This is a genomic window from Acinetobacter sp. Tol 5 (genome assembly GCF_019702905.1).
Classification (GTDB): Bacteria; Pseudomonadota; Gammaproteobacteria; order Pseudomonadales; family Moraxellaceae; genus Acinetobacter; species Acinetobacter bereziniae.
Genome location: NZ_AP024708.1, coordinates 3524327 through 3539046 on the forward strand (window position 1 = coordinate 3524327; position 14720 = coordinate 3539046).

Here is a 14720-nt window from a genome sequence, read left to right on the forward strand (position 1 = left end):
CAAAAGTTCAAATCTGATTGTACTAAGCAATATTTATGCACATAACTCACACATTGATCAGCAAATCATTGCTTAATCGATGAATGTTGCACCAGCCATGTACGGACGTAATACTTCTGGTACTTCGATAGAGCCATCCGCACGTTGATAATTTTCCATCACCGCCAACAAGGTACGACCCACAGCCAAACCAGAACCATTCAAGGTATGCACCAGTTCAGTTTTCTTTTGGTCTGCACGATAACGAGCCATCATACGACGTGCTTGGAAGTCCCACATATTTGAACAAGAAGAGATCTCACGGTAAGTGTTTTGACTTGGTACCCAAACTTCTAAGTCATAAGTTTTACATGCCCCAAAGCCCATATCTCCGCCACATAAAACGATTTTACGATACGGTAAGCCCAATGCTTGTAAAATACCTTCGGCATGTCCAGTCAACGCTTCCAAAGCATCCATTGAGTCTTCAGGCTTAACGATTTGAACCATTTCAACTTTGTCAAATTGGTGCTGACGAATCAAACCACGAGTATCACGACCATATGAACCTGCTTCACTACGGAAACATGGTGTATGTGCTGCATACTTCAGAGGTAAACGATCAGCATCAATAATTTCATTACGAACAAAGTTGGTTACAGGAACCTCAGCCGTCGGAATCAAATAGTATTCTTTCTCACCTTGTAATTTGAATAAGTCTTCTTCAAATTTAGGTAATTGCCCTGTTCCACGCAATGAATCAGCATTAACAAGATAAGGGACATAAGCTTCTGTATAACCATTTTTAAGCGTATGAGTATCCAACATGAATTGGGTTAACGCACGTTGTAAACGCGCCAAAGGACCTTTGAGCACACTAAAACGTGTACCTGTCAGTTTTGTCGCAGTTTCAAACTCTAAGCCGCCCATCATTTCGCCAAGATCAGTATGATCTTTAATCTCGAAATCAAATTGACGTGGCGTTCCCCATTTCAGGATTTCGACATTATCACTTTCATCTTTACCTTCTGGTACAGACTCATGTGGTAAATTTGGAATAGACATCAATTTTGCTTCAAGCTCAGCCTGAAGTTCATTTAATTCTACTTCAGCTGCTTTGATTTCATCACCAATCGCACCCATACGTGCCATGATTTCAGAAGCATCCCCGCCGGATTTTTTGATTTGACCAACTTGTTTCGCACCCGAATTACGTTCCGCTTGTAAGTTTTCAGTTCTAGACTGAATTTCTTTACGGCGAGCTTCTAGTGATGCCCATTCTTCAACATTCAGTTGCACACCACGTTTTGCCAAGGCTAAATTAACTGCCTCGATATTATTTCGGATTAATTTTGGGTCGATCATAGTCAATCTAAAGTTAAGAAAAAAACTGGCTATAGTGTAAGCTCTTCACTGCAAAAAATACAGTGACAGAGCGTGTTAGCATTGTGAATTGTATGATTTTACAACATATTTATGATGTTGCTGGTTTATCTGTCTCTGCTTCAACCTGAGGTAAACTTGGTAAGTATTCGGGTTTAATCAAATCTTTCGCCGTTTGATATGGTAGTTTTAACTCTGGCATGCCTTCTGCATAAGAGGTTAATTCATACAATGGATAAACAAAGACAATTCCATTTACACCGTAATAATAATTATCGCTCAATTGCAACTTATCACGCGTAATATCTTTTTGAATCAACCAATTAGAGTTAGCATCATAAAGTTGCTCTGCAACTTTGGCTTCGACATTCGGTTTTAAAATATCGGTAAGTGCCAAGCGCTTTTGTGTGCTTAAATCAAAGGTCACATATTCATTATGATACATTCCATGCGCAGCTCCTGCTGCATAGGTATAGGTTTGAATCACAAAAGTGGCTAAATTATTTTGTTGAGAGATAAAACGAACATAAATTGAATTTTGATTGAGCCCTTTTGGAGATGTCTGCGCTTCGCTTTCGGCTGAAGCATGACCTTGGTCTTTCTCAAACGCGCCAGGTACATCTTTTTTAATTCGATTTAGAAAATACTCATCAATCCAAGGTACATTGCTTTTTACAGTCTGCAAATCGTATTGAGTACAGCCCTCTTCATCACAGAACTGCTTTTTAATACCATCAACACGTTGAACTTTTGCTTGGATCAATGGAATTTGCGTCGATTTTGCAGTGCTTGTCCCAGTTTGCTCTGCCTGAGGTGCAGGCTTTTCTTGACAACCTGTAGCGATCAGTACGACTGAAAATAGTGCTGATACAACCAATCCTGTTTTTAAATTCACTTGCGTTACCATGTCATAAAGCATAATTAGAGATTTCTTTTATCATAAAACTAGAAATTTCAAATTAATATTCATAATTGTTAATGACCCATATTTTACTCGAAAAATCGCTTTATTTTTTTGATCTCAATCCAACTTAGATAAAAGTCATATATTTCTAAGGTCTCACTTTACAAGGGGCATCACAGCTTATTTAACGTGAATTCTATGCAATTAAATCTTCAACTCATTGAAATATAATAAATCTATGTGGTTTTTTCTGGATTTTCATCCGATTTTGGATCAGCCTGCGGTTCGCCATACTTGTTTTGGCATGAGGAGCGAAGCTCCGTAAGCGCAACCATCAATATAGTTTCATTGCTCTGATCAATAAAATGAAGGCGATCAATAGATTGTTTGATGATCTAAAGCTTGCACTGCCACGCTTTAGTACTAAAGTTTAAATTCTTTTGCGTAGGCGATGCCTAACTTTTCAGAGATGAAAAGTGACAAAAATCTTTCGTTGAGCGAGGGGTACATCCTTTACCCCCGCTCAACATGGCGACATCCATGTCGCCTCACGATAGCAAGACCATCAATGATTCAAAAAGTACAAAATAAATGAATCATCCAAGTCACTTGTATGAATAATCAGGCGGTTTGACTGTATCATCTTTCATCAAGGATTTTTATCGTACTCAGCTTATTTATTTTGACTTTGTTCACGCATGAATAAATAAAAAAGCAACCCAGAGGTTGCTTTTTATTGCAAAAAAAATTGCTTATTGATCAATAATATCTGTACCCTTAGGAGGCACAAAATTAAAAGTTGAAGCAGGAATTGCAGCATTCACATTGACGTTGTTAAAACGTACAGTAGTGGTTTGCCCCAATGAATCTTGTAAGATCATCAGTGTCGGTGCATTTTTAGCCCCAAAACTAATCGTTAAGCTTTGGAAAGCCCCATCTTTTTGCTTCGGATAAAGCGTGTAATAGGTTTTACCTGCATCTGGCTGAGTGATTCGATACGCTTTTTGAATCTGCTGGGTATTTCCACTTAATAACAATGCAGGCGTATTTGCCACTTGCTCATCTAAGCTCTGTCTAACGGCTTGTTGTAGATCAGGATCATAAATCCATACAGTACGTCCAGCAGTCACGATCGTCTGTTTTGCAGGCGTTGTTGTTTCCCAATAGAACTTTCCTGGGCGCTCGACTTTCATCACCCCTTTAAAGGTCTGGTTCATATGCTGGGCAGTTAAGCCTTTTTTCTGTACAGCTTTACCCGCTTGTGTTGCTTTGGTGGTTTGTTCAAAATTAGCAGTAAAGCTTTTTACGCCACTGAGCTGTTTGACAAGGTTTGCTGTCGCTTGTTGCTCCGACGCAGCAGTCGCTGCAAAAACTGTTGTGCTCATGACTGGCGCAAGCAGAGCTGCACCTACGGCTACTGCACCCATCGTTTTACGAAGCATATTCATATGTTCACCTTTACTATGTCTGCATATAAAACTGCATGCAGGATGTTATTTAGATGACCTATCTTAAACTAAATCATGTCAGTAATAATTGAGAAAATAAGAAGTTTTGTATTGTTATTAGTGCAATATGTAGAAAACCATTCATCATGATGAAGAATAAATTTAATTTTAAGCAACAATTGAACATAAAAAAGCCCGCAATTAAGCGGGCTTTTTCGAACCATTAAAGCTTACACTTCAACAGATACATAGCGACGGCCAAATTGACCTTTCACTTCAAATTTGATTACGCCGTCAGCAGTAGCAAATAAAGTATGGTCACGACCCATACCTACGTTTGCACCAGCGTGGAATTCTGTACCACGTTGACGAACGATAATGTTACCAGCAGTCACAGCTTGACCACCGTACATTTTAACACCTAACATTTTAGGGTTCGAATCACGACCGTTTTTAGTCGAACCACCGGCTTTTTTAGTTGCCATGTCTCTATACTCCTAGTGATTAACCTGCGATCGCAGTAATTTTCAACTCGGTAAACCATTGACGGTGACCTTGTTGCTTACGGTAGTGCTTACGACGACGCATTTTAATAATACGGATTTTGTCATGACGACCGTGACCAACCACTTCTGCAGTTACTTTTGCGCCAGCTACAACTGGAGCACCGATTTGAATGCTTTCGCCATTCACAACCATTAATACATCATCAAATGTAATCGTTGCGCCTGTTTCAGCTTTCAACAATTCAACTTTAAGGGTTTCACCCTCAACAACACGGTGCTGTTTACCACCGCTTTGGATTACTGCGTACATAACGTACTCCAACTTGCCCGTGTCGTCGTGCCGATAAAGGAATATATCGATCTTAAAACGAACGCCACTGGGGGTTATACAAGGGCAAAGATTTTAAGTGATAATGAATTAAACAACAAGTCATTTTCATGAAATATTAACATTGCCTACAAATTAATCGCAATAATCACTTTTTTTTAAGGTTTAACCCTTGAATATGTGAATTTTTTTATTAAATTGAAATAGATTTTTAAAACAAATCCGCTACTATGTAGCTCAAAACAACAACGTGCAGAATATTTAATGTTTTATGTTTTTTTGGACAATTAAAGAACAAATCATTAAGATTCAGGCACGATGTCTGCTTCCAAAAGCAACATTCAGACATATTCATTGTTACACTAACGACTTATAACGCATTTGCATGAGGCTCCCACCCGATGACCATCGACTTTAAGCAAGATATTCTCGCTCCTGTTGCAACAGACTTTGCTGCGATGGACAAGTTTATTAATGAAGGGATTACCTCAAAAGTTGCTTTGGTGATGGCGGTCAGTAAGCATGTGGTTGAAGCTGGCGGAAAACGTATGCGCCCCATTATGTGTTTACTTGCAGCAAAAGCTTGCGGTGCAACAGACACGCAAATGGAGCCCTACCGTAAACTGGCTGCCATTATTGAAATGTTGCACACGGCAACATTGGTTCACGATGATGTCGTTGATGAGTCAGGTTTGCGTCGTGGTCGTCCAACTGCAAACGCAACATGGAATAACCAAACGGCAGTTTTAGTAGGTGACTTCCTGATTTCACGTGCATTTGACTTGCTGGTTGATCTGGACAATATGGTGTTGTTAAAAGATTTTTCGACAGGAACCTGTGAAATTGCTGAAGGTGAAGTTTTACAACTTCAGGCACAACATCAACCTGAAACCACAGAACAAACATATTTAGATATTATTCACGGTAAAACTTCACGTTTATTTGAATTAGCAACAGAAGGCGCTGCTATTCTTGCTGGTCAACCTCAATATCGTGAGCCACTCCGTCTTTTTGCTGGACATTTTGGCAATGCCTTCCAAATCATCGATGATATTTTAGACTATACCTCTGACGCTGAAACATTAGGTAAAAATATTGGTGATGATTTGATGGAAGGAAAACCAACTTTACCTTTAATCTCTGCTTTAGCGAATACACAAGGCGAAGAACACGAAATTATTCGTAAGAGTATTGCAACTGGCGGGACAGCAGATTTAGAACGTGTGATTCAAATCGTTCAAACTTCTGGTGCTTTAGATTATTGTAGTCGCCGTGCAAATGAAGAAACACAAGCTGCGATCCAAGCACTGAGTCATTTACCTGAATCTAAATACCGTCAAGCATTGTATAACTTGGCGCAACTTGCCTTACATCGCATTCAATAGAATTTAACAAGGCCTATGCATATACATTTTAATGATCTTTTTCTCCTTATGCAGGAACAACTTGATGATCCCAAAGTTGTTCCAAATCCTGATATTTTAATCGAGCTAGTCAAACGGATCAGGCCCAATGACACACGTAACCTAGAAGAAATTGAAAATAAATACAATTCATTAATTCAATCTCTACTCATTACGCCTAATGCATCTTCTGCATTTCAAGGTTACTTACTCAAGCTAGTCAATCATTACAAACAAGCCGGGCTATATGCAGACAGCGGCATATTATCCTTAGATGGTTTCTGGAATCAGCTTGGACAACGTATTGGTGCTCACTTTCTTCCTTTATTACCTGATGAAACAGAACTAAAAGATTTAGTCGGTAAGGTTTTTTATCAACGCAGTGATAAATATTGGCTTGAAAATATTGATTCAGCGCATTGGAAACAGTTATTTCAACTTCTCAATCAAGGGCATCGTTATAGCAATGATAAACTTGGTATTAAACGCGATATTATTAAAGCGATTACCGTACTCTCCTACCGTATTAGTGGTATTGGTTTATATCCAGAGTTTATCAATGCTTATCCTGAATTACAGGAATATGAATCTCCATTTTTAGTCCAAAACCGTGAAATCGTTGAGTTTATAGAAGCTTATAAAAAACAACACCGCGATCAGGATCAATATGCTGTCACTGTTCCACCAGATGCAGATCAAGCCTTGGTAATGATTGAACAGTGTCGTGATGTGGTGTTCAAGGTTCGTCGAGCAATTAAGCGAATTGGTGTTAGTCTAAGTTTGACCTATTTATTGTCACTGCTTGAACAATGTTTGGATCGTATAGAACTATTATTGAATCTGTTGGTAGAAGATGATCAGATTCGTTATGCATTGTGTGGAGAACTACTGACTGACTTGGTTGATGCGCATTATAGTGAAACGAGTGTTCGTGATTTACTCAAAACCAATAGTGAATTGATTGCTCTACAAGTTACAGAAAATGCCAGCAAAACAGGTGAACATTACGTAAGTACTGATAAAAAAGGCTTCTTGGGTATGTATCAAGCAGCAGCAGGTGCTGGTGTGATCATTGCCACAATGGCAACCCTTAAAATCCTCTCTGCACGTTTAGTGCTCGCACCTTTTATGCATGCTTTTCTGTATAGCATGAATTATTCACTGGGTTTTATTCTGATTCATGTTTTACACTTTACGGTTGCCACCAAACAACCAGCAATGACTGCTGCAGCACTTGCCTCGACAGTACAGCATCAAAAAGGATCAAAAACGGCACAAATTGCAGAACTTGCAGGTCTGATTATTAATATTATTCGCACTCAGTTTATTGCGATTTTAGGCAATATTTCGATTGCAATACCAACAGCTGCACTCATCACCTATTTATGGCAATTGGCAATGGATGAACCTTTGCTCACACATGCCAAAGCCACGACTTTACTGCATAGCTTGAATCCGTTTACCTCACTTGCCATTCCACATGCAGCAATTGCCGGTGTTTGTTTGTTTTTATCAGGATTAATTGCTGGATATTTCGACAATATGTCGGTTTATCGCAAGGTCGGACCACGCCTGAAAGCTCACACCAAATGGAAGAAATTTTTAGGACAGGAACGACTCAATAAATTTGCGAATTATGTTGAACGCAATTTGGGTGCACTGGCAGGTAATTTCCTCTTTGGTATCATGCTTGGAAGCATGGGAACCATTGGTTTTATCTTAGGTTTACCTTTAGATATTCGCCATATTGCTTTTGCATCTGCAAACTTTATTCAAGGTTTAATGACGATTAATGGCTCTCCAGATATCGGTTTGATTATCGTTTCTTTTCTGGGTGTATTATGTATCGGTTTAACCAACTTATTTGTAAGTTTTACTTTAACAATTATCGTTGCACTCCGAGCAAGGCAAGTGCGCTTTTCCCAATGGAAACCTTTGGCAAAACTGATATTTACCCATTTTTCAACGCGCCCAATTGATTTTTTCTGGCCACCAAAACAACCGTTACAGCTTGAAGACGAAGCAACACCACAAAACAAACTAAATCACTAAACTTTTTGTTATTTTTTGTGCAAAATGTCAAATATTTTACAAAAAGAAATTAGTATAAATTACCTAATTTTACTCACTTGAAAAAAAGTGTACTGGCGAGTACACTTCAGTGCATTAAATAAACTTAACGTACATGTTTTTATACTCTAGGTCATTTTATGCCTTATGTATTGCTCCTTATTGGCTGTATAAGTTTACTTATTGGGAGTATTGGTTTAACCATAAACCAAGTGCAACTATTTGATTTATCAAGTGTTGTATGGATGAGTTCACACCGTTTAGATTTTTTAAATGGTATTGCGCTTAGCCTATCCTATCTAGGCGGCTTACCGTCAATGATCGTGATTGCAGGGCTATGTAATGTATATTTCATACGCCTAAAACAGTATGCAAACATACTGATGATCAGTATTGGGTTACTTGGTGCTTCAGCGATTGGTTGGATAATTAAATATCTAGTCAATCGCCCACGACCTGATGAAATCTACCAGATGGTGCAAACCTATGGTGCTTCATTTCCCAGTGCTCACAGTATTTATGCTGCTATTGTATATTGTTCGATTATGTTTATATTTCAAAAGCATCACCACGTTAAATGGATTGGCTTGGGAGGCTTTTTATGGTTTCTAAGCATGGGGGTCTCTAGAATTTATCTGGGAGCACATTTCCCAACTGATGTACTCACTGGATGGGGTATAGGTTTCATATGGGCTGCTATTTTATGGTTCATATTGACACCAGAAACGTTAAGTCAGAACAAATTATTTTTAGATAAGAATCTAAACGAGGTGGAATAATGATGTCGGCAAAGCTTTGGGCTCCTGCCCTTACTGCTTGTGCTCTCGCAACAAGTATTGCACTTGTAGGTTGCAGCAAAGATCCTAAATCAGCACAAGAAGCTGGTGGTGCTGCCCAAAAAATGCCGCCGACTGAAGTTGGTGTCATTGTTGCTCAACCACAAAGCGTTGAACAAACTGTAGAACTTTCTGGTCGTACTTCAGCATATCAAATATCTGAAGTTCGTCCGCAAACAAGTGGTGTAATTTTAAAACGTTTGTTTACAGAAGGTAGTTTTGTTCGTGAAGGTCAACCTCTTTACGAGATTGATTCGAGAGTTAACCGTGCAAACTTAGACAATGCAAAAGCAGCTTTAGTACGTCAGCAAGCGAATTTAAATTCATTACAAGTGAAAGCAAATCGTTATCGCCAACTTGTTGGCATTAACGCAGTGTCTAAACAAGAATATGATGACTTACTTGCTCAAATAAAACTTGCTGAAGCAGATATTGCTGCTTCAAATGCGACTGTTAAAAATGCACAAATTGATCTAGGCTATTCAACTGTTCGTTCGCCTATTTCTGGTCAATCAGGTCGTTCATCTGTTACTGCTGGTGCTTTAGTCACAGCCAATCAGGCGAATGCTTTAGTGACAATTCAACAACTTGATCCAATTTACGTAGACATCAGCCAATCAAGTGCTGAGTTGTTACGTCTACGTCAACAGTTGAGTCAAGGTAGCATTGATCGCAGTAACAACACAAAAGTACGCTTAAAACTTGAAGATGGTAGTTACTACCCTGTCGAAGGAAATCTGGCATTTTCTGACGCAAGTGTAAACCCAGAAACAGGTTCGGTGACCCTACGTGCTGTGTTCTCAAATCCGAATCACTTGTTATTGCCAGGTATGTTTGCCAACGCGCAAATCGTACAGGGTGTGATTCCAAATGCTTACTTGGTTCCGCAAGCTGCGATTACACGTACGCCAACAGGTCAAGCCATTGCAATGATTGTCAATGCAAAAGGTGCTGTTGAAAGTCGTCCAATCACAACTGCAGGTGTTCATGGCAAAGATTGGATCGTCACTCAAGGTTTAAATACAGGTGATAAAGTCATTGTTGATGGTATCGCGAAAGTTAAACCTGAACAGGAAGTGGTTGCTAAACCTTATCAACCACAAGCTGAAGCTCAACCTGGACAAGCTGCGCCTAAACCAGCAACAGCTGCTCAACCTGCGGCTCAGCAAGAAAAAAACAGTGAACAAAAATCTACTTCACATGCTTAAGGGGTAGACTGAATGGCTCAATTCTTTATTCATCGTCCGATTTTTGCATGGGTAATTGCATTAGTCATTATGTTAGCGGGTGTACTCACGCTGACAAAAATGCCCATTGCACAATATCCGACGATTGCACCACCGACTGTCACCATTTCTGCGACATATCCAGGTGCATCTGCTGAAACTGTTGAGAATACAGTTACACAGATTATCGAACAACAAATGAATGGCTTGGATGGCTTACGTTACATCTCATCTAACAGTGCGGGTAACGGTCAGGCGTCAATCCAATTAAACTTTGAACAAGGTGTCGATCCAGATATCGCCCAAGTTCAAGTACAAAACAAATTACAGTCAGCAACTGCGCTTTTGCCTGAAGATGTACAACGTCAAGGTGTGAAAGTGACCAAGTCTGGCGCAAGTTTCTTACAGGTACTTGCATTCTATTCTACACAAGACAGCCTTTCTGCAAATGACATTAAGGACTATGTAAACTCAAACATTTCAGAACCATTAAGCCGTGTGGCGGGTGTGGGTGAAGTGCAAGTGTTTGGTGGTTCATATGCGATGCGTATTTGGCTTGATCCTGCAAAATTAACCAGTTTAGGGCTTACACCGAGTGATGTTGCAGCAGCAATTCGTGCACAAAACTCACAGGTTGCTGTAGGTCAATTAGGTGGTGCGCCATCTGTTGATGGGCAAGTGCTGAACGCAACGGTTAATGCGCAAAGCATGTTGACCACACCTGAACAGTTTAAAAACATCTTCTTGAAAAATACCAGTGACGGTGCTCAAGTACGTTTAGGTGATGTTGCTCGTGTTGAATTAGGTGCGGACAACTATCAGTTTGACTCGAAGTACAATGGTAAACCTGCTGGCGGTGTTGCAATTAAACTTGCGACGGGTGCCAATGCATTAGATACAGCGAAAGCAGTTGAAGCGCGTTTGGTTGATTTACGTAAGAACTACCCTGCTGGCATGAAAGATGAATTGGCATTTGATACAACGCCATTTATTCAACTGTCGATTGAAAGTGTGGTTCATACCTTAATCGAAGCGGTTATTCTTGTATTCTTTGTCATGTTCTTGTTCTTACAGAACTGGCGTGCAACGATTATTCCAACAATGGCTGTTCCAGTGGTTGTGTTGGGTACCTTTGCTATCATCAATCTATTTGGATTCTCAATCAATACACTGACCATGTTTGCGATGGTTCTGGCGATTGGTCTCTTGGTAGATGATGCCATCGTTGTGGTCGAAAACGTTGAACGGGTCATGCAGGAAGATCATCTAGATCCAGTCACTGCCACAGAACTTTCAATGAAACAGATTTCTGGTGCATTGGTAGGTATTACCTCAGTATTGACTGCTGTATTCGTTCCAATGGCATTCTTTGGGGGTACAACAGGTGTAATTTATCGACAATTCTCGATCACGCTCGTGACTGCGATGGTGCTTTCATTAATTGTTGCTTTAACATTTACGCCTGCACTGTGTGCGACTATTTTGAAACAGCATGATCCAAACAAAGAACAAAGCAATAACATCTTTGCACGTTTCTTCCGTTGGTTTAACAATGCTTTTGATCGTACTGCGGAAAAATACCAAAATGGTGTAAACCGCATGACTCACCATAAAATATTCTCAGGAATTATTTATGCTGTTGTCGTTGGTGTATTGGTCACTGTATTTATCAAAATGCCGTCTTCATTCTTACCTGAAGAAGATCAGGGTATTGTAATGACCTTGGTACAATTACCACCAAATGCAACCTTGGATCGTACTGGTAAAACCATTGATACCATGACCAACTATTTCTTAAATAAAGAAAAAGATTCGGTTAAATCTGTATTTAGTGTGGCTGGTTTCTCCTTCACTGGGGTCGGTCAAAATGCGGGGCTTGCTTTCATTCGTTTGAAAGATTGGGAAGAACGTACAACACCTGAACAACAGATTGGTGCAGTCATTCAACGTGGTATGGCACTCAACATGATCATCAAAGATGCATCATATGTTATGCCACTGCAATTGCCTGCAATGCCTGAATTAGGTGTAACTGCTGGTTTTAACTTGCAGTTAAAAGATCCAGGTGGTCAAGGTCATGACAAACTGATTGCTGCTCGTAATGCGATCTTAGGCATGGCGTCACAAGACAAACGTCTTGTCGGTGTACGACCAAATGGTCAAGAAGATACGCCTCAGTATCAAATCACAATCGACCAAGCGCAAGCAGGTGCGATGGGTGTAAGCATTGCTGATATCAACTCAACCATGAGCATGGCTTGGGGTGGTTCTTATATCAATGACTTCGTTGACCGTGGTCGTGTGAAGAAAGTTTATGTCCAAGGTGATGCGAATGCTCGTATGATGCCTGAGGACTTAAACAAATGGTATGTACGTAATAGCAAAGGTGAAATGGTTCCATTCTCTGCCTTTGCAACAGGCAAATGGACTTATGGTTCACCTCGTCTAGAACGTTACAATGGTGTTGCTTCAGTCAACATTCAAGGTACGCCTGCCCCTGGCGTCAGCTCTGGTGATGCGATGGCAGCAATGGAAGAAATCATTGCCAAATTACCATCTATGGGCTTGTCAGGTTATGACTATGAATGGACAGGTTTATCATTAGAAGAACGTGAGTCTGGCGCTCAAGCACCATTCTTGTATGCGCTTTCATTATTGATTGTATTCTTGTGTCTTGCAGCACTCTATGAAAGCTGGTCGATTCCATTCTCAGTATTACTTGTGGTTCCATTAGGTGTATTGGGTGCGGTGTTATTGACATATTTCGGTATGATCATTAAAGGTGATCCAAATCTTTCCAATAACATTTACTTCCAAGTGGCACTCATTGCCGTCATCGGTTTGTCTGCGAAGAATGCGATTTTGATTGTAGAATTTGCGAAAGAGTTGCAAGAAAAAGGCGAAGAGCTGTTTGAAGCTACCTTGCATGCTGCAAAAATGCGTTTACGTCCAATCATTATGACAACTTTGGCGTTTGGTTTCGGTGTACTCCCTCTTGCTCTGTCAACAGGTGCAGGCGCTGGTAGCCAACACTCAGTCGGATATGGTGTATTGGGTGGTGTGATTAGTTCAACACTTTTAGGTATCTTCTTTATTCCTGTATTCTTCGTATGGATTCGTAGTATCTTTAAGTACAAACCTAAAAATCAAAATATTCAGGAGCATAAATCGTGATGCAAAACGTATGGTCTATTTCAGGTCGTAGCATTGCGGTATCTGCACTTGCGCTTGCTTTGACAGCTTGTCAAAGCATGCGTGGCCCAGAACCGGTAGCTCAAGCGAACATACCTACGAGTTATATTGATAATGGCACGGGTACGTCCATTGCTTCACAAGGCTATAAAGAGTTTTTTGCAGATCAACGCTTGCTTCAAGTGCTCGATCTTGCTTTAGCCAACAACCGTGATTTACGTACAGCAACATTGAATATTCAACGTGCACAACAAGCTTATCAAATCACTGAAAACAATCAGTTACCTACGATTGGTGCAAGTGGCGGTGTTTTACGTCAAGACCAAGGCATGGGTGCTCAGACACGTTATAACGTTGGTCTAGGTGTAACCTCTTATGAGTTGGACTTTTGGGGGCGTGTAAAAAGTTTAAAAGACAATGCACTAGATACTTATCTATCGACTGCAAGTGCACGTGATGCAACGCAAATCAGCTTAATAGGTCAAGTCGCACAGGCTTGGTTAAATTATTCTTTTGCGACAGCACAACTTAAACTGGCTGACCAAACACTCAAAGCTCAACTCGATTCTTATAACCTCAACAAAAAACGTTTTGATGTGGGTATTGACAGTGAAGTTCCTGTTCGTCAGGCACAGATCTCCGTTGAAACTGCTCGAAATGATGTTGCGAACTATAAGACACAAATTGCTCAAGCTCAAAACTTGTTGAACTTACTTGTTGGACAAACAGTTCCTGATAATTTGTTGCCTAAACAACGTGTAACACGTATTACCACAAATTCAGCATTTGCTGCTGGCTTGCCAAGTGACTTGTTGAACAACCGTCCTGATGTTAAAGCAGCAGAATATAAACTTTCAGCTGCGGGTGCGAATATTGGTGCTGCTAAAGCACGTTTATTCCCAACCATTAGCTTGACGGGTTCCGCGGGTTATGCGTCGACAGATTTAAGTGATTTGTTTAAATCTGGCTCATTCGTATGGTCTTTAGGTCCTAGCCTTGATATTCCACTATGGGATTGGGGTACTCGTAAAGCGAACATTAAAATTTCAGAAACAGATCAACAAATTGCGTTGTCTGATTATGAAAAATCTGTTCAATCTGCTTTCCGTGAAGTGAATGATGCTTTAGCGACACGTCAAAATATTGGTGATCGTCTATCTGCACAGAAACGTTTAGTTGATGCGACCAATACGACCTATAAACTTTCAAATGCCCGTTTCCGTGCCGGTATTGACAGTTTCTTATCGGTATTAGATGCGCAACGTACTTCATATTCTGCTGAACAAGGTTTGTTACTTTTAGAACAAGCCAATTTAAACAATCAAATTGAAGTGTATAAAACCTTAGGTGGTGGTCTGAAAGCCAATACTTCAGATCAAATTGCACAGCCTGCTTCTTCGTCTGAATTGAAATATCATCCAAACGATAAAAAGTAAGTAAAATCA

The 14720-nt window shown here is 40.1% G+C and carries 11 protein-coding genes; 6 read left to right on the forward strand and 5 right to left on the reverse strand.

The window, feature by feature from the left end:
* Positions 1 to 72 precede the first annotated feature (72 nt).
* From serS to rplU, 5 genes are all read right to left on the reverse strand, one after another.
* On the reverse strand, positions 73 to 1344 hold the full coding sequence (serS, locus tag TOL5_RS16475) for a serine--tRNA ligase (protein WP_004828219.1): 1272 nt from the start codon (positions 1342 to 1344) through the stop codon (positions 73 to 75).
* 109 nt (positions 1345 to 1453) lie between these two features.
* Positions 1454 to 2281 (reverse strand): RsiV family protein, encoded by an 828-nt coding sequence (locus tag TOL5_RS16480; protein WP_121774110.1) that lies wholly within the window; start codon positions 2279 to 2281, stop codon positions 1454 to 1456.
* 737 nt (positions 2282 to 3018) lie between these two features.
* On the reverse strand, positions 3019 to 3714 hold the full coding sequence (gene lolA / locus TOL5_RS16485; RefSeq protein WP_121774111.1) for an outer membrane lipoprotein chaperone LolA: 696 nt from the start codon (positions 3712 to 3714) through the stop codon (positions 3019 to 3021).
* A gap of 230 nt (positions 3715 to 3944) precedes the next feature.
* Positions 3945 to 4199 (reverse strand): 50S ribosomal protein L27, encoded by a 255-nt coding sequence (gene rpmA, locus TOL5_RS16490; protein ID WP_004828213.1) that lies wholly within the window; start codon positions 4197 to 4199, stop codon positions 3945 to 3947.
* Positions 4200 to 4218: 19 nt separating this feature from the next.
* Positions 4219 to 4530 (reverse strand): 50S ribosomal protein L21, encoded by a 312-nt coding sequence (gene rplU, locus TOL5_RS16495; protein ID WP_004828211.1) that lies wholly within the window; start codon positions 4528 to 4530, stop codon positions 4219 to 4221.
* Positions 4531 to 4949: 419 nt separating this feature from the next.
* On the opposite strand from rplU, the gene sdsA reads away from it, so the two are divergent.
* The 6 genes from sdsA to adeK all read left to right on the forward strand — a co-directional run bounded on the left by sdsA (position 4950) and on the right by adeK (position 14711).
* On the forward strand, positions 4950 to 5933 hold the full coding sequence (gene sdsA, locus TOL5_RS16500) for an All-trans-nonaprenyl-diphosphate synthase (RefSeq protein ID WP_004828209.1): 984 nt from the start codon (positions 4950 to 4952) through the stop codon (positions 5931 to 5933).
* Positions 5934 to 5948: 15 nt separating this feature from the next.
* Positions 5949 to 8003 carry a site-specific recombinase gene (locus TOL5_RS16505; protein WP_221260514.1) on the forward strand — a complete coding sequence of 685 codons (2055 nt, stop codon included), beginning with the start codon at positions 5949 to 5951 and terminating at the stop codon, positions 8001 to 8003.
* 158 nt (positions 8004 to 8161) lie between these two features.
* On the forward strand, positions 8162 to 8800 hold the full coding sequence (locus tag TOL5_RS16510) for a phosphatase PAP2 family protein (protein WP_100884644.1): 639 nt from the start codon (positions 8162 to 8164) through the stop codon (positions 8798 to 8800).
* Entirely contained in the window at positions 8800 to 10065 is a 1266-nt protein-coding gene (locus TOL5_RS16515) for an efflux RND transporter periplasmic adaptor subunit (protein ID WP_004828204.1), read from the forward strand. The genes TOL5_RS16510 and TOL5_RS16515 overlap by 1 nt, the downstream gene beginning before the upstream one ends.
* Before the next feature lie 12 nt (positions 10066 to 10077).
* Positions 10078 to 13257 carry a multidrug efflux RND transporter permease subunit AdeJ gene (gene adeJ / locus TOL5_RS16520; protein ID WP_009585584.1) on the forward strand — a complete coding sequence of 1060 codons (3180 nt, stop codon included), beginning with the start codon at positions 10078 to 10080 and terminating at the stop codon, positions 13255 to 13257.
* Complete coding sequence (adeK, locus tag TOL5_RS16525; RefSeq protein WP_004828201.1) at positions 13257 to 14711, forward strand: multidrug efflux RND transporter AdeIJK outer membrane channel subunit AdeK; 1455 nt, start codon at positions 13257 to 13259, stop codon at positions 14709 to 14711. The genes adeJ and adeK overlap by 1 nt, the downstream gene beginning before the upstream one ends.
* Positions 14712 to 14720 lie beyond the last annotated feature (9 nt).